This window comes from Dietzia timorensis (assembly GCF_001659785.1).
Taxonomy (GTDB): Bacteria; Actinomycetota; Actinomycetes; order Mycobacteriales; family Mycobacteriaceae; genus Dietzia; species Dietzia timorensis.
The window spans coordinates 3,125,531-3,143,567 of sequence record NZ_CP015961.1 but is presented as its reverse complement, the minus strand read 5'-3'; the positions used below and the strand labels follow the sequence as shown (position 1 = coordinate 3,143,567).

Below are 18,037 nucleotides of genomic sequence, written 5' to 3'. Positions count from 1 at the left end.
TGTCACCCCGACTCACCACCGAGCAGCGGTACAACCTCCCTGGACATCACAACTAGCGCAGGGACCTCGGAGTCCGGCAGTAGCTCTTCGGGCTCGGCAACATGTAGGAAATCGACGCATGCCCTCTCATCCGGGTGAAGGGCATACGGCTGTGAGTCGATGGCGAGGCCGCTCTGCTGACGCAGGCGTTTGATCTCGCCCCGAACGGTCGTAGTCGCGGCCGCATCGCCGTACAGCTCCTCGGCAAGAGCGCGCGCAGACCATGCCTCCCGCGAAGCGAGCAAGGCCAGTAATTCCGCACGCCTCTCGCTGAGCAGTAACTCCGTGCCATCGGTGCGGACGACCGCCGGTCGCCAGCCGAGCAGACGGATCCGGCGGATCGGGTTCGAGACGGCCTCGGTGTCCGGCGCTGCAGGCGGTGGCGAAAGTTGGGCGAGCAGCGTCTCTGCCAGCCGGGCGCCGCAGCGCACCAGGGACGCCACCTCGGTCGTTGCGAAGCGCACGGGCAGCGACACATCGAGCACCCCGACGATGGACCCCGCCCGATCGCGGATCGGCGCCGCCGTGCATGTCCACCCATGGTGGGAGCGAACGAAGTGCTCGCCGGCCGTGGCGTGGGAGAGCCGCCCGGAGTCGAGGGCCAGCGAGATCCCGTTGGCGCCGATCCCGCCTTCCGACCAGTCCGCGCCCTCGGCGAACGCGATCGAATCCGCGCGGCGCAACGCCTCCGGAGAGCCGGATCTCCATAACAACGAGCCCTGCGCATCGGTGAGCACGACGAGGTGCCGGCCGGCCGTCGAGGTGTCTGCCAGCGAGGCCACGAGATCGTCCGCGACCGCCCGCAACGGAGTGCACGTGCGTGCCCGCTCGAGCTCGGGCGCGCCGAGGAAATGCGCGGGAAGCTCCTGCTCCGGCGAAATCCCGGCATCCCCGCTGCGTCTCCACGCGTGCAGGACCCGCGGGTCGAGATCGACCGGCCGGCCTCCTGCGAGCGCCTCCTCGTGCGCGGAGATCGTGCGGCGCGCGAACACCTCGGGCTCCGCGAAACGCAGGTCCGGATGCAACGACATTGCCACCCCCTCGGGTCCACAGTGTGAGCTACGTCATAACCGGCAGTATAGACGCGAAGGAGCGGACATGACCGACACCAAGATCAACCCCACCGAAGCCGCGGACTCCGGCGACCCCCGGTCCGGGGCCGACAAGGCCATCGACTCGTGGCTCGCGGAATTCGACTCCGCGCTTTCCGCGAATGACGTCGGACGTGCCGCCGAGCTCTTCGAGGCCGACGGATTCTGGCGCGACTTCGTTGCGTTCACCTGGAATCTCAAGACCATGGAGGGGCGCGACGACATCCGCGACATGCTCACGTCCCGTCTCGCGGACGTTCGTCCGAGGAACTGGCGACGGGACGACCCTGCAAATGCGGACTCCGGCGTCATAGATGGGTGGCTAACGTTCGAGACGGACGTGGCGCGCGGGTGGGCACACCTGCGCCTGCGCGAGGGCAAGGCGTGGACGCTGCTCACGACGATGCAGGAGCTCAAGGGATTCGAGGAGCGCAAGGGTCGGGCGCGCGATAAGGGCGTCGATCACGTGATCACCCGCGAGCGGAAGACGTGGCTCGAGCGGCGGCGCGAAGCCGAGGAGACGCTGGGGTATTCGGAGCAGCCGTACGTGGTGATCATCGGCGGCGGGCAGGGCGGCATCGGGCTCGCCGCGCGGCTTAAGCGGGCGGACGTGCCGACGATTGTCGTCGAGCGCAACGAGCGCGCCGGGGACTCGTGGCGCAAGCGCTATAAGTCCCTCCACCTGCACGATCCGGTGTGGTACGACCACATGCCGTACCTGCCGTTCCCCGACGACTGGCCGGTGTTCCCGTCCAAGGACAAGGTTGGCGACTGGCTCGAGCACTACGCCGACATCATGGAACTCAACTACTGGTCCGGCACCGAATGCGTGGGCGCGGAGTTCGATGAGGCCGCTGGGACGTGGAAGGTGCGCGTCAACCGTCGCGGCGAGGACGTCGAGCTGCGGCCGACCCAGCTCGTGTTCGCGCTCGGGGTGTCGGGGTACCCGAACACGCCGTCGTTCCCCGGGGCGGATTCGTTCGCGGGTCAGCAGTGTCACTCCTCGGAGTTCACCGGGGAGGAGGATTACGAGGGCACGCGCGCGGTGGTGATCGGCTCGAACAATTCGGCGCACGACATTTGCGCGACGCTGTGGCAGAAGGGCGCGGAGGTGACGATGGTGCAGCGGTCCTCGACGCACATCTCGCGCAGCGAATCGCTCATGGACCTCGGGCTGGGGCCGCTGTATTCCGAGGAGGCGTTGGCGAACGGCGTCACCACCGAGAAGGCGGACATGCTGTTCGCCTCGTGGCCGTATGCGTTGCTGCCGGACGCGCAGAAGCCGGTATACGACGCGATGGCCGAGCGCGACGCCGAGTTCTACCAGCAGTTGCGGGATGTGGGATTCGATCTCGACTTCGGCGAAGACGGATCGGGTCTGTTCGTGAAGTACCTGCGTCGGGGGTCGGGATACTACATCGATGTCGGGGCGAGCCAGCTGCTCATCGACGGCGAGGTCGCGCTGGCAAGCGGCCAGGTCGACCACATCGAATCCGACGCGGTCGTGTTGGCTGATGGGACGCGGCTGCCGGCGGATCTCATCGTGTACGCGACCGGCTATGGCTCGATGAACCAGTGGCTCACCGACATCGTGTCGCCCGAGGTTGCCGACCGCGTGGGCAAGGTGTGGGGCTTCGGCTCGGACACGAAACGCGACCCGGGACCTTGGGAAGGGGAGCTGCGAAACATGTGGAAGCCGACGAATGTCGAGCAGCTGTGGATCCACGGCGGCAACCTGCACCAGTCGCGGCACTACTCGAAGTATTTGACGCTGCAGCTCAAGGCTCGGATGGAGGGAATTTCGACGCCGGTGTACGGGTTGCAGGAGGTGCACCACACGGAGTGATCTTCGGCCAGGGTGTGTCTTCGCGTGGTGAGGTTGATTCGGCCGCGGGCGTGAGCGTTGCGAAAACGACATGTCCGGCCGATTTCACGCAGGCTCGCCTACGTGAAATCGGCCGGGCGCGGTGTTTCGCCTGGCGCCCATCTTTCGTACGAGGAATTAGTCGACAGGTACGAGCGCCTGGCTATGGACGAGGTAACGCCCAGTTGGGGCCGTGGTGTCCCGCGTGAACACGGTATTGACTCGATCGCTGGTGTCGCTCGGCGGTGATCAGTGCACCTTCCACTGCGGTGGCATTGGAATGGGAAATGTCAACACTGTCGATCCAGAAGAATCCGAGAAGACTCGTGCGCTTCGGCCCGCGGGTCCAGTGCATAGCTAATGGCCAGGAGGCCAGAATTCCTCGGGGATGAGCTCCGGGCGGGATGCCAGTGGTAACTCGAATCGAATCGTTGCCCCACGGAGGGTAGGGGCGCAGTGAGTCGTGCTCCAGAATGACCCAACGTTGGTGCACAGCGTTGAGGTTGATCATCGCCAGAAATGAGAATCGGCCCGCGATCAGAACAACTGATCGCGGGCCGATTCATTAGCGGCGGGCCGGTTTACCCGAGCGAGAGCCCGTAGCCGCCGGCCTTCTTGGCCTTGTTGCCGGAAGACTTCTTCTCGGTGGAAGGTTCTTCGGCCGGAGCCGACTCGGCGGAGCCTTCGGATTCCTCGTTGGCCGAATCCTGGGTGGAAGCCTCGTCAGCCTGCGTCTCCTCGGTGGAAGCCTCGCTGGCCGACTCTTCTGCCTTGGGGGCCTCGGTCCCGGTGGATTCTGCCTCGGTGGACTCGGTCTCTGCGACCGCTTCGTCGTCGTCCGACTTCTCGGATTCGGACGAATCGGACGCGCTGGCCGCTGCCACGCCGGCCGCACCGGCGCCGACGGCGGCTCCGCCGATCTTGATGCCCGACGACTTCCGTGCGCCCGCGCTCTTGCCTCCGAGCGAGAGTCCGCCACTTCCGGCCTTGGGTGCTCCGCCCATATGGGCGGGAGCCTCGGCCTTCGGGGCGTCCTCGGACGTAGCGGATTCGGTGGACTCACTCGATGTGGACTCGGCCGATTCCTGCTCAGCGTCCGACTTGGCCGGTACGTTCGCCTCGGAAGCGGAGTTGTCCTCGGTGGTCTCGGACTCCTTCGAGGCGCCCGGCGCTGGCGCGCTGGATGCGCCCGGAGCCTTGGCCTTGCCGCCCAGCGCAAGCCCGCCGCCGGCCTTCGGGGCGCCGGACTTCGGCGCTTCTGCCGCCGGGGTGCCCTCGTCGCCATCGGCCTTTTCGGACTGAGCCGAGTCGACCTTGGACTCCGAATCCCCCGTCTCGGAGGCGTCCGCCGGGGTCTCCTTCTTCGCTCCGCCCGGAGCGGAAGCTTTCGCCCCGCCGGGAGCTGCGGCCTTGCCGCCGAGCGAGAGCCCACCCGACTTCGGCGCGCCCTTCGACGCGGAAGCCGGGGCCTTGTCCGACGAGGACTCTTCCTTCTTAGCTCCGCCCGGAGCAGGCGCCTTCGAGCCACCCGGAGCCGCGGCCTTGCCGCCAAGGGCGAGTCCGCCACCGGCAGCGGCGCCGGCCGCCGCGCCAGCCGCAGCCTTGCCCGCAGTCGAACCGGACTTATCCGAATCGGCCTCGGCTTCGGAGGCTTCCGCAGCGTCGGAGTCCTCGGCCTTCGGCTGCTTCTCGGCCTCCTTGGCCTTCGCCGCAGCGGCCTTGTCCTCCTCGGCCTTCTTCTTCTCGTTCTCCGCAGCCTCGAGCTCTGCCTTCGTCGGCACGCCCGGGCCACGGGAGTCGAGCCAGGAGACCGCATGGGGATCAGGAAGTTCGCCGTCACGCGTGATGGATTCGACGAGCATCTGCGAGACGTCGACCACCTCGACCTGGCCCTCTTGCTCGGTGCCGTCGGTCTGCGCCGTCGTGCCGTCAGTGAGCATGACGCGGCAGAACGGGCAGCCCGTGGCGATCTTCTGCGGATCGGTCGACAGTGCCTCGTCAACACGGTCGATGTTGATGCGCTTGCCGATGGTCTCTTCCATCCACATGCGCGCGCCGCCGGCGCCACAGCACATCGAGCGCTGCCCGTGGCGCGGCATCTCGCGGAGCTTCGCACCCGCGCCGTCGATGAGCTCGCGCGGGGGCTCGTAGACCTGGTTGTGGCGACCGAGGAAGCAGGGGTCGTGGTAGGTGACGTCCTGGCCCATCGGCGACACCGGCACGAGGCGCTTCTCCCGCACGAGGCGGTTGAGCAGCTGCGTGTGGTGGACGACCTTGTACTTGCCGCCGAACGGCCCGTACTCGTTCTTCAGCGCATTGAGGCAGTGCGGGCAGGTGACGACGACCTTGCGGTCGGGCTCCGCGACACCGTCGAACGCGTCGTTGATGGTCTCGATGTTCTGCTGCGCGAGCATCTGGAACAGGAACTCGTTGCCCGCGCGGCGGGCGGAGTCACCGGTACAGGTCTCGCCCTGGCCGAGCACCGCGTAGGACACGCCCGCCGAGTGGAGCAGCGTGGCGACGGCCTGCGTCGTCTTCTTCGCACGGTCCTCGAAGGCGCCGGCACAGCCGACCCAGAACAGGTACTCGGTGTCGCCGAGGTCCTCGACGTCCTGGCCGATGACCGGCACGTCGAAGTCGAGCGCCTTGGTCCAGTCCAGGCGCGCACTCTGGTTCTGGCCCCACGGGTTGCCCTTGTTCTCGAGGTTCTTGAACAGGCCCGCGAGCTCGGACGGGAAGTCCGACTCCAGGAGTACCTGGTAGCGGCGCATGTCGACGATGTGGTCGACGTGCTCGATATCGACCGGGCACTGCTCGACGCACGCACCGCAGTTGGTGCAGGCCCACAGCGCCTCGGGGTCGATAATTCCGGAAGCGGCGACGTCACCCTCGATGGTTTCGCCGACGAGGGGACGCTGCGCTTCGATGCGCGCGGCCTCGGGGATCGCGGAGAGCTTCGCGGAGTCCGGGTTGCCCTCGGAATCGACGAGGCCGACCTCTTCGCCCATCTCCTGCTTACCGCCGGCGAGCAGGTACGGTGCCTTCGCGTAACCGTGGTCGCGCAGCGACATGATGAGCAGCTTCGGCGAGAGCGGCTTGGCCGTGTTCCACGCCGGGCACTGCGACTGGCAGCGGCCACACTCGGTACAGGTGGTGAAGTCGAGCCAGCCCTTCCACGAGAAGTCCTCGATCGCGCCGACGCCGAGCTGTGGCTCCGGAGCGTCTTCCTCCTCGGACATCTCCTCGACCTTCTCCATGGTGAGGGCTTCGCCGTTCTGGGTCATCGGCTTGACGGCGCCGAGAGCCGTGCCTCCCTTGGGATCGCGCTTCGTATAGATATTGAAGAACGCGGAGAAGCGGTGCCAGGCGACGCCCCAGGTGATGTTGCGGCCGACGATGTACAGCCACACCATGCCCGAGAGCAGCTTGATGAGCGCGAAGATCGAGACCATCAACTCGTTGGCCGGGAGGATCTGCGACAGCGGACCGGTGACGAAGTCGGTGGCCCAGTGGAAGTGGTCACCCTCGGCGGCCTGCAGCGAGAGCTTGCCCGCCTTGACGAACACCATGCCCAGGCCCTCGAGGAGGACGACCGCCTCGACGAAGTACGCGGCGCGCATGTCCGAACCGGTGAAGCGCGAGATGCCCGAGCCGCGGTTCGGGTTGTTCTTCTGGCGAATTCCGATGAGGACGAGGATGCCGACCACGGTGCCGAGACCGAGGAGCTCGTCGATGAAGTGGTAGATCGCCAGGTTGGACAACCACGGCCAGCCCGCATGCGGGTTGAACGTCTGGATGTAGGCCTCGAACCAGACGATCGCGCCGAGGAGGAAGCCGATCATCACCATCCAGTGGAAGATGCCCACCGAACGGATCCTGATCATGCGCGTATGCGCGATGAATTCCTTGATCAACGTGGCGAGGCGCGGGAAGAAGGGCAGCCAACGGTTGTAGCCGTCCTTCTGGCCAAGCCGAATGGTGTTGACCATTCGGAACGCACCGCTAAGGAAGGACCACCAACAGAACAAACTGACGATGGCCCCGATAGTGCCGAGGGTGATAGTCACCGGTGACATAAGGGCAGCGGCCTTTCGTAGCTCTCTCGGCGCGGCCGCCGGGGATTCCCGGTGGCGAAGAAGGATGGGCTTCGCTGCGATACCTGAGTGGTACCTATGGCAATTTCCAAGCCTTCTCCGCCGTGGACCCCCTAGTGGGCAGGACGGCCCCGCGCAGAATTGTCTTTCTTTACCGTAGGTTACGGGCACCGAAATTTATAACTCATCGGTAGGGTATCCATACTTTGAGCAGGACTTACGGCCAATCGGGGGTGGGGGGTGCCACACAGGGGGAATCGGCCGATCCCGGGCGGCTTGTGGGGCGAGATTCGGCCGAATTAGTTGAGGATATTCTCACGATTCGCGCTGTGATTTCACGCTTGCCGAGGATGTTCTCAACTACTCTGGGCCCATGCTGTTCGCGTTCTCCATCGCCCCCGCCACCGCGCCCGATCCGGACGGCTCGATGAGCGCCGCCGTCGCCGAGGCCATCCGCGTCGTGCGCGCCTCCGGGCTGCCGCACGAAACCACCTCGATGTTCACCACCATCGAAGGCGAATGGGACGAGGCAATGGCCGTGATCAAGGCCGCCACGGACGCAGTGCTCGCCGTTTCTCCGCGGGTCTCGCTCGTCCTCAAGGCCGACCTGCGCCCCGGCCACACAGGCGAGCTCACCGGCAAGGTCGAGCGGGTCGATGCTCGCCTCGAGTCCCCTGTTCGCGACGCGGGAGGGCGCACCGATGGATAAGTCACCGCAAGATGACGTCGCAGGCCACTTCCACGGGAAGGTCGCGATCGTCACGGGCGCGGCCAGCGGGATCGGGGCGGCGCTGGTAACGCAGCTCGCCGTTCACGGCGCGCGAGTCGTGGCCGTGGACCGGGCCGAAATCCCCGGTCCGCCGCCCGGCGTGCTCGCGGTGGCCGGGGACGTGAGCGACTCCGACGTCATCGCGCGGTCCATCGAGTTGGCCGAGGCCGAGTTCGGCCCGGTGGACATGTATTTCGCCAACGCGGGCGTGATGGGCGGGGCCGACATCGGCAGCGAGGACGAGTGGGCGACCGGGATGGACGTGAACTTCTACGCGCACGTTCGCGCCGCGCGGCTCCTCGTGCCCGGCTGGGCCGAGCGCGGGTCCGGGCATTTCGTCTCCACGGCCTCGGCGGCGGGGCTGCTCACGCAGGTCGGGGCGGCCGTGTACTCCGCGACCAAGCACGCCGCGGTGGCCTTCGCCGAGTGGTTGTCGGTGACGTACGGCGACGCCGGCGTCGGTGTGACCTGCTTGTGTCCGATGGGCGTGGACACCGCGCTGGTCCGAGACGGCGCGGCGTCGGCGGACCCGCGGGCGCGCGCCGCCATCCGGGCCGTCACCTCCGCGGGTGCGGTGCTTTCTTCCGATGACGTCGCACGCCAGACCCTCGCGGCTGTCGCGGCCGGCGAGTTCCTCGTCCTCCCGCACCCGGAGGTCCGGGACATGTGGCAGGGCCGCGCCGGCGACACTCAGCGCTGGATTTCCGGAATGCGGCGCTACCAGGCAGCTGTGCGGGCGGCCGAGGACGGGTAGCCCCTTCGAGCGGGCGCCGCGCCCCGCACCCGCCCACCGACCTTGCCGCGCTTCCGCGCTGCCTCCAGCCCGTTCCTCGTCTCGCGGACGATGTCGCGACGGCGACCCTCGGCCAATGCGAGCGCGAGGTCGAGGATCAGCGACCGCTCGGTGTGCTCGCCGGTCGCAATGCCCTCTAGTACCTTCACGGCGATGCCGCGCTCGAACAGATCGGTCAGGACGATGAGCCCTTCCAGGAGATTGCCACCGAGCCGGTCGACCTCCTGGACCGTGAGCATGTCGCCGTCCCTCATGTACTCGATCGCCTCGCGGAGCCCCGGACGGGCATCGACAGCGAGCTTGCCGCTGACCTTCTCCTCGAAGACCTTCACGCAGATGGAGTCGAGGGCGTCGTGCTGCCGAGACGTCTCCCGAGGCGTTCCAGCGCACGGTCAATGGGGCTCACGAGGGCGACGACCTCCCGGTGCAGATCACCGTGCGCCAGGCCCAGAAGATCGCCGCGATCATGGGAGCAGTCGCCCGCGGCCATTCCGGCTACACCGACGCGCTGCGCGACGCCTCATGGTTCCTCGACGCCGTGGTGGCCGAAGGCCGGCCGCACACGGTCGTGTCGCGCTCGGCGTCCGAGCTGTGGGCCGTCGTCGACGCCTGGCCCTGGCCCCGACCTGGCAAGCCGAAGGACAACGCCGAGTAGACCACCCGGCAGCGTCCGATGTTCCCGCGACGATGAACCCGGGGGAACGAACAAGCGCTACCCCCACCTGCCTGCGCAGAGGGGTGAAGAGCGAGAGCTACGCGAGGCGCGCAAGCGTGGACCGCTGCGCACCCTCGACTCGCTCCAGCTGCGACTACACGCGCAGCCCCTCACGATCGTTCCCGAGCAGACGACGATATGGGGTTACGCCTGGCTACAGTTCGGGGATACGAACGTGCGGTGCGTCGTCCAGGCGAAGCGATGGACGGCCGACGCCGTGGGCGTCCAGGTGACGATCGACGGCGACAAGCTGCGGTGCTGGATATGGCAGGGCGCATGCCAGCGAATCTCGGACCGGACCGACGTCTGGTAGCCCTGCCGCAAACGATCGTCTACGGCGGAGCCGCCTCGTGATCGCCGAAAAAGTCGGCGCATCGTTCCGCTACCCACGACGCACTATCCATGGGGCGATCGGCCGTATGAGTACCCCGATCATCGCCATCGTCTGCGCCCTCGAAGTCATTGTTCCACTGGCGCTCGGCTTCCTGCCCATACAGCGCAAGCGGCGCGCAACTCGCCGCTGATTCGCACAGCCGCGTTGGTTGGCACAGGGCCGCGCTGACGACCACGGTCGTGACGCTTACCTCTTTGCGGTACCGGCTCATCATCAGAACCGCTGTCAACGTCACGATGATAACGAGCGCAAGGACGAATGGCGCGACCACCGCAAGCGTGAACAGAGCGTATGCCCTGGGATCGAGCAGCGGACCCGGGCACTATCCCGGCTTGATCGCTACACATCAACTCAAGGCGAGCCCCTTGACACGTGGTTCCTGGGGGCGTTCACTGACGGGCGATGGGGTCGGCGTCGGAGAGGCCTTGCCAGAACGACATCGAGCAACACAATCGGATCGGAGTAGACATGAAAGCAGTGGTGTACGAGGGACCCCGTCAGGTCAGCACGAAGAACGTCCCGGACGCGAAGATCGAACGTCCCAACGATGTGCTGGTCAAGGTGACAACGACCAATATCTGCGGCTCGGATCTGCACATGTATGAGGGCCGGACCTCCTTCGAGCAGGGCCGCACGTTCGGCCACGAGAATATGGGGGAGGTGGTGGAGGTCGGTCAGGGCGTGGAGAAGGTCAAGGTGGGAGACCGGGTCGTGCTGCCCTTCAACATCTCGTGCGGGTTCTGCAAGAACTGCGAGCGCGGTCTCACGAATTACTGCCTGACCACGCAGCCTGACCCGTCCGCCGCTGGTGCGGCATATGGATTTGCGGACATGGGCCCGTACGGCGGTGGCCAAGCGGAGCTGCTCCGCGTGCCTTTCGGTGACCACAACGCGCTGCGCCTGGGTGAGGATGCGCAGGAGAGGGAGAACGATTACGTCATGCTCTCCGACATCTTCCCCACCGGTTACCACGCCACCGAGATGGCCGGCGTGATGCCGGGCGACAGCGTTGTGATCGCCGGGGCCGGACCGGTGGGGCTGATGGCTGCCCTGTCCGCGACGATTAAGGGCGCAGCGAAGGTGATGGTGGTCGATCGCCACCCTGACCGGCTCGCGCTGGCCGAGCAGATCGGTGCGATTGCCATCGACGACTCCAAGGTCGACCCCGTGCAGGTGGTGCTGGACGAGACGATGGGGCTCGGAGCTGACCGTGGTTGCGAGTGCGTGGGCTACCAGGCCCATGATCCTCAGGGCAACGAGGACACCGCCGCCACGCTGAACATGCTCATCAACGCGGTGCGCTTCACCGGACGAATCGGCACCGTTGGCGTGTTCGTCCCCCAGGACCCGGGGGCCAAGAGCGAATTGGCCAAGCAGGGCAAGGCGGCCATCGACTTCGGCACCCACTGGTTCAAGGGGCAGACCATGGGCAACGGTCAAGCCCCGGTCAAGCGGTACAACCGCCAGCTCCGGGACCTGATCGCGGCCGGCAAGGCGACCCCTTCCTGGATCGTCTCCCACGAAATCTCGCTGGACCAAGCCGCCGACGCCTACAAGAACTTCGACGCCAGGTCCAAGGGTTGGACCAAGGTCCTCATCAAGCCCGGCATGTCAAACGGAAAGAAGGAAAACTGAGATGGCAGCAGATCTTCAGGGCAAGAGGGTCGCGATCCTCGCCGCCGACGGAGTCGAACGCGTCGAGCTTGAGCAACCCCGCGAAGCACTGGACGGGGCCGGCGCTCAGACCGAGGTCCTCTCGATCCACGACGGCGAGATCAAGGCCCGTAAGAACGACCTGGATGAAGCGGGCTCGTTCACCGTCGACGGGCTGGTCGCCGACGCCTCGGTGGGCGACTACGACGCCCTGCTGCTTCCCGGCGGCACGGTGAACCCTGACCAGCTCCGGGTCGACAAGGACGCCGTTTCCTTCGTCCGCGGCTTCGTCGAGAGTGGCAAGCCCGTGGCGGCGATCTGTCACGGACCGTGGACGTTGATCGAGGCTGGCGTGGCCACCGGTCGCACCCTGACGTCCTTCCCGAGCATCCGCACGGATCTGCGCAATGCCGGCGCGAACGTCGTCGACCAGGAGGTCGCGGTCGACAAGAATCTCATCACCAGCCGCTCGCCGGAGGACCTGCCGGCGTTCTCCGAGGCGATCGTGTCCCAACTCGCGGACACCACAACAAAGTAAGAGGAGACATCATGAGTGTGACCAAAGGATTGCTGGTCAGGTTTGACGCGTTGCCCGGCAAGGAGGACGACGTAAAGGAGTTCCTTGACAGCGGTCGTGCGCTTGTTGAGAAAGAGCCGGCGACCACCGCGTGGTTCGCGATCCGTCTCGGCCCGTCCTCATTCGGGATCTTCGACGCGTTCCCCGATGACGCCGGACGTGACGCTCACCTGTCCGGCCCTGTTGCGGCAGCTCTCGGCGAGCAGACCGGTGCGTTGTTCTCCGAACCGACGATCGAGAAGCTCGACGTGTTGGGCTCCAAGCTTCCCGCCTGACACCACAAACCGGGAGTACTGACCCCGACATGAGGGGTCGCTCCGCGCGGTGACTTCGGGCTGGCACAGCCCGTTGACGTCGTGGCAGCGGCCCCTTTACTTGCGGCCTATCGCACATCCCTAACAGATCGAGGAACCGCGATGACAGGAACTGACGACGACGTTGCCCCGACGCGTTCACCCGAGGTAGCAGTGATCGGGGGCGGGATCGTCGGTCTGTCGACGGCGTACGCGCTGCGGGAGCAGGGCGTGCCGGTGCGCTTGTACGAGGCCGGCCTGCCCGGAACGGGTCAGTCCGCGGGCGAGTCGCGGATCTTCCGTCATGCCCACGACGACCCGCGGCTCGTCGCTTTCGCGCGCGAAAGCCGCGGCATATGGGATGAGTGGGCCGAACACTTCGACGTCGAGCTGGTCTCATCAGACGGTGTCGTGGCGATCGGCGACAGCGCCCTGGCGCGGCTGCGGGTGCTCGACCAGGTCGGGGGCGTGGAAGCGCACGAGATCGATGCATCCGAGCTCGCCCAGCGAATGCCGCTGCTCGCTGGGTACTCGGGGCCAGCGGTGCTCGACGAGTCGGGCGGAGCGATCCGCACCCGCACCGCGATCACGGCACTCGCGGGTGCCCTCGCAGATGCCGTCACCACCGCAGAGGTCATCTCCATCGATCCCCGCGCCGATGGGACGGTCGAGGTGCGCAGCGTCAGCGACCGGGCTGTCTACTCCAAGGTGGTCGTGTGCGCCGGCCGCGAAACCGCCCGCCTGGCCGGCAGCGTCGGCTTGTCGCTGCCGGTTCGCCTTGCCGCACACGTCCGGCTGACCTTCGACGTGAAAGCCGCCGCCCCGGCACGAGTCGCGTGCCTGCAGGACAGCAGCGGCGTCTTCGGCGAAGTCGGCGTGTACGCGACGCCGCTACCGGGCAACAGCAGTTATTCGGTCGGACTCAGCGAAACCGTCGGCGTCCGCGACGACGGAACGTTCATCGACCCTGCGGCGATTCGATCGCTGGACGAACGCGCGCGCGAATACGTGACACGGGCGCTGCCCGGTCTCCACCCAGAGCCGCGCGACTTTCTTCACTGCTGGGTGACCGACCTCCCATGGAGCGAGGACGGCGTGGCCGTGTGGGAGGCAGGCTCTGTCATGTTTGTGGCCGGTCACAATCTGTTCAAGCAGGCACCTGCGCTGGGTCGCGCTCTTGCCCGGGCTGCGACCGGCGGCGGTCTCGCCGCCGACCTCACGCCCGCCGCTCGCCTCGGCGAAGCCCTGCGATAGTTCGCCTGACCCCAGAACGGACGCACTCGATGGGTAAACGTCTCCTCGTCGAGGACAACGGCAGCCCGCCCGGGGTCAACCCAAAAGTCGCGGGTGGACAGCAGTCACAGGCTCAACCACCTTGTCATGGGGTGTCTTCATCGTGAGGATCGGTACGCGGAGGTGCCGCAGCGGGATCCGTCACTGCGGGATCCGCACGCGGTGCGACCCGGCGCGGGATGATGAAACCGCGTCGCAGTGCGGGGTTCGGGCCTAGCCGTCAGGTTGCCTGCTGCGCTCATCGGGCGACACCGCGTGCACGGTGATGCGGGGGCGGGCGCCGCGCCCCGCACCCGTCCCTCCATCTTTGCCGTCCTTTTCGTCCAAGCCCAGGCACTTTTCGTTGGCCGCGTAACGACACGCGGCAAACGAAATTTGAGCAGGCTTCGGCGCCTGGCGGCGGCGTGAGGTCTCGAAACGGCGCCGCTATCAGTTGGTCGCGCGCCAGGCGCTGGGGGCTGGGCGCACCAAAAGGCCGACGTTGCGAATTACTTCCGTAGCGCGGATTCCGAGCGCCACGCGCTCTTGAGCACCTCGGCCCTGTCGATCCCGCGCTTGAGGGTCTTGCCCGTCGCACCCTTGGGCAGCTGATCGACGAACGAGATAAGCCGCGGCACCTTATACGCCGACAGGTGTTCGCGGCACAGGGCCTCGAGGTCCTCCGGCGTGACCTCCTCACCGGGCTTGATGACGACGCACGTCGCAACCTCCTCGCCGTACTTCTCGTCGGGTACGCCGATCACTGCGGCCTCCAGCACGGCCGGATTCTGGTAGAGAATGCTCTCGACCTCGGCCGGGTAGACGTTGTAGCCGCCGCGAATGATCATGTCCTTCACACGGTCGACGATGCGCAGATCTCCGTCGGCATCGCGGAGGCCGATATCGCCGGTCCGGAACCAGCCGTCCTTCGAGATCGCCGCGTCGGTATCGGCAGGGCGATTCCAGTAGCCGGCGGTGATCTGCGGCCCACGCAGGAACACCTCGCCGGGCTCGTCCGCGCCGAGCTCGCGGCCGTCGAAATCGCGCACCGACAGCTCGATTCCCTGCACCGGGGATCCGACGAACCCGACCTTGCGCGGCCCGCCGGGCTGGCTGAACGTTCCCATCGCCGCGGTCTCGGTGAGCCCGTAGCCCTCAAGAACGGTCACCCCGAGCTCGTCCTCGAAGCGGGTGATGATCGATTCGGGCAGCGGAGCGCCGCCGGACACCGCGTACTTGAGTGTCGAGAAATGCTCGGCGCCGACGCCCTCCTCCCCGGCCTGGTAGAGCAGGAACATCCACATCGTCGGCACGCCGAGCATCACGGTCAGCCCGTTCTCGGGGATCATCGCCAGCTGGCCCTCGAGGGTCAGTGGGTGCAGGAGCGTGAGCGAGCCGCCGCCGCGGAGAGTGGGAAGCATGCCGGCGACCTGTCCGAAGCAGTGGAACAGCGGCAGCGCCGTGCCGCAGCGATCCTCCGCCTCCATCCCGGACGCGACGATCGCGGAATCGATCGCCGCGCTGAGCCCGCCCACCGTGAGCTGCGTGCCCTTCGGCTTGCCGGTCGTGCCCGACGTGTAGAGGAGGGCGGCGAGATCGGAGTCCGCCCTGTCGATGGGCAGATCCGCGAGCGCGCCGGCGTCTATGGATTGGGGACGTGCGGCGTCATACTCGGTGAGAACGAGGAGGTCGGTGCCCGTTTCGTCGCACGCTTCCTGCAGGCTGGGGCCGTTCTCGTGCCAGCCGATGGCGAGTTTCGCGCCCGAATCGGAGAGGAAGTACGAGAGCTCGTCGCGGGTGGCCATGGTGTTCGCGGCGACGATCGCGCCGCCCGCGGCCTGAACGCCCATGTATGCGACGACGTAGGCGTCGACGCTGGGGCAGCACAGCAGCACGCGATCTCCGGGGTGGACGCCGCGGTCGCGGAGCCGCTGCGCGAAGGCGAGGCACGCATCGCGCAGATCGGGGTAGGAGGTGGTGGCGTCCTCGCCGTGGCGCAACGCCACCGCGTCCGGGCGTTGTTCGGCGTTGCGGATGATGTCGTCGATGAGGTTGGCCACGGGGTCCTCCGTTGCGATGCGGTTGCGAGCTTCGTGGACCGAGTATCTCAGTTGAACGTGACGCGCATCACGATTTCCGGGGTTTCGTGCGCGCAATTCTCTAGAAGCGACGAAGCCCCTCACCACGTGGGCGAGGGGCTTCGGGGTATTGCGTTGGCGGGTGCGGCCGCGCGGACCGAGCTACTTCGTGTTGAGCTCGAGGCCTGGGTGCGCGGCGAGCACGTCGTCGATCGGGACGACGGACAGGGACGGGGTCACACCGGCGGCGTCCGCATTGGTCTTAGCGGCGGCGCAGTCGGTCTCGCCCGCGACATTCGAGGCGCTGGAGATGCCGAGCGCGCGGTTGCCGGAGAAGACGACGCCGCCCGAATCGCCGGGGAGCGCGCAGATATCGACGGTGAAGGCGTTGGCGATCGTGCGCTGGCCGGCGACGTCGATGTGTGCGCCCGTCTCGTCGATCTTGCCGCAGCTGAACCCGGTGCGGGAGCCCATCTTGCAGGCGACCTGGCCGGCGACCGGCGCCGAGGTGCCGGTGATCTCCTGGGCCTTGCCCTCCTCGCCGCCGACGAGATTGTTGTCGAAACGCTCACCGAGCTCCTTGTCGACCTTGATCAACGCGGAGTCGATGTTGTCGGGCTTGGTGTCGGCGAAGGTGCCGAACTCGGTGCCGTCGGCGAATGCCGCGCGCACGCCGTCCATGCGGTTGCAGTGCGCGGCGGTGATAACAACGGGAGCACCGTTGAGTGTGCCGTTGAAGCCGGTGGAGCATTCGAGCCCGCCGATTGGCATCTTCGCATCGTAAGCGGTGCCGCCGATGACCTGCTTGTCGGCCGCCGGAGCCTTGGCCTCGGCGTTCGGGTCTGCCGGTGCGTCCTCGGTGGGGGTCGGCTCGGGATCCGGGACCGGCACGAAGTCCCCGAGGGAGCCGGACTCGCCTCCGAGCGAGCCGAGTGCGTCGGCTCCGCCCGCGAGGCCGAGGATCTGCGTGAGCACGCCGAGCGCCTCGGGGGACAGGAAGCTCCCGAGCGAACCGCCCTTTGTGGCCTCGCCTTCGGCCGGCGCCTCGGTGTCGTTGCCGTCGGTGGGAGCCTCGGCCTGGTCGCCCTCGGTGGTCGTGGCGTCCGGCGCGGTGGCCTGCTCGGCAGGTGCGGTGCCGGTGCCGGTGCCGTCGACCGCGCCGGTGCCCGGATCCGTGGTCTCGTTGCCCGAGCCCTGGCCCTGCTGGCCGTCCTCGAGGCTGCCGAACGGCGAGGTATCGCTCGTCGGGCTGGGTGCGTTGAGTGTCTGCAGCTTGGCAAGTCCGTGCAGCGCAGCGGTGAGGTTGCCGAGCTGCGCCTCGGTACCGCCATCGGTGGTGACGACGACGGCGCCGCGATTCTGGTCGGCCTCGACGCCGGTGATCAGCTCGCGCTGATCCTGCGGGCGCTCCTCGATGGCGGCCTTGACTTCGTCCAGGCGCTGCTCGAGCTCGGACTGCGACAACGCGACGTCCTGTACGACGAAGCCCGCGTCCTTTGCCGCTTCGCGCAGCTCGGAGGCGGCCTTGGTGTCTACCTTCTTCTCTCCGCCGTCATCGGGGAAGACCGTGGCGACGCCGACCACGCCCTCGCCGAAATCGTTGAGCCAGGCGCCACCGAAGGCGTCCTGGAAGGTCTTGGACCACTCGCCGGCCTTGCCGCCGAGCTCCGCGGCGGTGTCGGCCTGGGAGACGAACTGCTCCGGCGTCATACCGAGGTCGCGTTGGAGGGCATCGGCGAGGCTGAGGGCGACGGCGACCGGGTCGTCGGTGTCCACGGCGCCGGTGGCGGCGGGCGCCGTCGCGGTTTCGTCGGCGGCGTTGAGGACCTGATCGGAGGACACGGTGGGTAGGGCGACAGCGCCGGCGACGCCGAGCGCCGTGACGGCGAGGGCCGCGCCAATGGTTGAGCGAATCCGCATGCTGAGCACTTCCTTTGGTTACCGAGTCGGGCGGGCGTGTGGCTGTCCGACCGAAAACGCACCACGTAATTCCGCATTTGTAACTTGGGGTTGGTGATACGTGTGTGACAGTTGTGACTCAGGATAGCGCCAGGATTTGCTAAATACCAGTGAGACACGTGTTGCGGGTGTGAAAAGAATTTATTGGGTTTCTTGGGGATTTGCCGGGTGCGGGAGGTTTGGCGGCTGCGGTTGGGGTGTGCCGGCGGATCTGGGTCGCTGGAAACCGCGCCACGTTCGGGTCGAAGGCCATGCAGAAGAGTTCCGAAGAGGTGGGGTCGGCGCCGTTGTGTGTCCGCACCATCTCGAGTCCCGCAAACCCTGGCAAATCGCGTGGTCTGCGGGACTCGACGTGGTGCGGGCACGGGCGGGTACGCGCGGGCGCACGGAGGTGGGTCCGTCGTGGGCGCCGGAGGTCCCAGTCCAGGGCTGCCGGGAAGGGGTGG

General features: G+C 67.1%; 13 protein-coding genes and 1 pseudogene. 9 read left to right on the top strand and 5 right to left on the bottom strand.

Annotated elements, in window-relative coordinates; genetic code table 11:
- Positions 1–2: 2 nt before the first annotated feature.
- On the bottom strand, positions 3–1,070 hold the full coding sequence (locus BJL86_RS14525; RefSeq protein WP_067477447.1) for a GAF domain-containing protein: 1,068 nt from the start codon (positions 1,068–1,070) through the stop codon (positions 3–5).
- Positions 1,071–1,137: 67 nt separating this feature from the next.
- On the opposite strand from BJL86_RS14525, the gene BJL86_RS14520 reads away from it, so the two are divergent.
- Complete coding sequence (locus BJL86_RS14520) at positions 1,138–2,976, top strand: flavin-containing monooxygenase (protein WP_075845061.1); 1,839 nt, start codon at positions 1,138–1,140, stop codon at positions 2,974–2,976.
- 599 nt (positions 2,977–3,575) lie between these two features.
- Here BJL86_RS14520 and BJL86_RS14515 read toward each other — a convergent pair.
- On the bottom strand, positions 3,576–7,070 hold the full coding sequence (locus BJL86_RS14515; protein WP_075845060.1) for a heterodisulfide reductase-related iron-sulfur binding cluster: 3,495 nt from the start codon (positions 7,068–7,070) through the stop codon (positions 3,576–3,578).
- A gap of 391 nt (positions 7,071–7,461) precedes the next feature.
- On the opposite strand from BJL86_RS14515, the gene BJL86_RS14510 reads away from it, so the two are divergent.
- Positions 7,462–7,797 (top strand): thiamine-binding protein, encoded by a 336-nt coding sequence (locus tag BJL86_RS14510; RefSeq protein ID WP_067474201.1) that lies wholly within the window; start codon positions 7,462–7,464, stop codon positions 7,795–7,797.
- On the top strand, positions 7,790–8,611 hold the full coding sequence (locus BJL86_RS14505; RefSeq protein WP_067474198.1) for an SDR family oxidoreductase: 822 nt from the start codon (positions 7,790–7,792) through the stop codon (positions 8,609–8,611). Before BJL86_RS14510 ends, BJL86_RS14505 begins: the two co-directional genes overlap by 8 nt.
- On the opposite strand, the pseudogene BJL86_RS14500 reads toward BJL86_RS14505, so the two are convergent.
- A pseudogene (locus tag BJL86_RS14500) lies at positions 8,575–9,006 on the bottom strand (recombinase family protein); the annotation flags it as partial. The gene BJL86_RS14505 and the pseudogene BJL86_RS14500 sit on opposite strands and share 37 nt — an antisense overlap.
- Positions 9,007–9,074: 68 nt before the next feature.
- Here BJL86_RS14500 and BJL86_RS16860 point away from each other — a divergent pair.
- The 6 genes from BJL86_RS16860 (at position 9,075) to BJL86_RS14470 (ending at position 13,536) form a co-directional block, all read left to right on the top strand.
- Positions 9,075–9,305, top strand: coding sequence for a hypothetical protein (locus BJL86_RS16860; RefSeq protein ID WP_082908476.1), 231 nt, complete (start codon positions 9,075–9,077; stop codon positions 9,303–9,305).
- Positions 9,306–9,715: 410 nt separating this feature from the next.
- Positions 9,716–9,889 (top strand): hypothetical protein, encoded by a 174-nt coding sequence (locus tag BJL86_RS17290; RefSeq protein ID WP_156515298.1) that lies wholly within the window; start codon positions 9,716–9,718, stop codon positions 9,887–9,889.
- Positions 9,890–10,227: 338 nt separating this feature from the next.
- The gene (locus BJL86_RS14485; protein ID WP_067474192.1) at positions 10,228–11,394 is read left to right on the top strand and encodes a glutathione-independent formaldehyde dehydrogenase; all 1,167 of its coding nucleotides are present in this window, start codon (positions 10,228–10,230) and stop codon (positions 11,392–11,394) included.
- A gap of 1 nt (position 11,395) precedes the next feature.
- The gene (locus tag BJL86_RS14480) at positions 11,396–11,950 is read left to right on the top strand and encodes a type 1 glutamine amidotransferase domain-containing protein (protein WP_067474190.1); all 555 of its coding nucleotides are present in this window, start codon (positions 11,396–11,398) and stop codon (positions 11,948–11,950) included.
- 11 nt (positions 11,951–11,961) lie between these two features.
- Entirely contained in the window at positions 11,962–12,264 is a 303-nt protein-coding gene (locus tag BJL86_RS14475; RefSeq protein ID WP_067474187.1) for a putative quinol monooxygenase, read from the top strand.
- Positions 12,265–12,405: 141 nt separating this feature from the next.
- Positions 12,406–13,536, top strand: coding sequence for an NAD(P)/FAD-dependent oxidoreductase (locus BJL86_RS14470; protein WP_197487571.1), 1,131 nt, complete (start codon positions 12,406–12,408; stop codon positions 13,534–13,536).
- A 527-nt stretch (positions 13,537–14,063) separates the two neighbouring features.
- Here the strand turns inward: BJL86_RS14470 and BJL86_RS14465 are convergent.
- Together BJL86_RS14465 and BJL86_RS14460 are read right to left on the bottom strand one after the other, a co-directional pair.
- The gene (locus tag BJL86_RS14465) at positions 14,064–15,614 is read right to left on the bottom strand and encodes an AMP-binding protein (RefSeq protein WP_067474184.1); all 1,551 of its coding nucleotides are present in this window, start codon (positions 15,612–15,614) and stop codon (positions 14,064–14,066) included.
- Between the two features lie 180 nt (positions 15,615–15,794).
- Positions 15,795–17,552 carry a S1 family peptidase gene (locus tag BJL86_RS14460; protein WP_067474181.1) on the bottom strand — a complete coding sequence of 586 codons (1,758 nt, stop codon included), beginning with the start codon at positions 17,550–17,552 and terminating at the stop codon, positions 15,795–15,797.
- Positions 17,553–18,037: the final 485 nt, after the last annotated feature.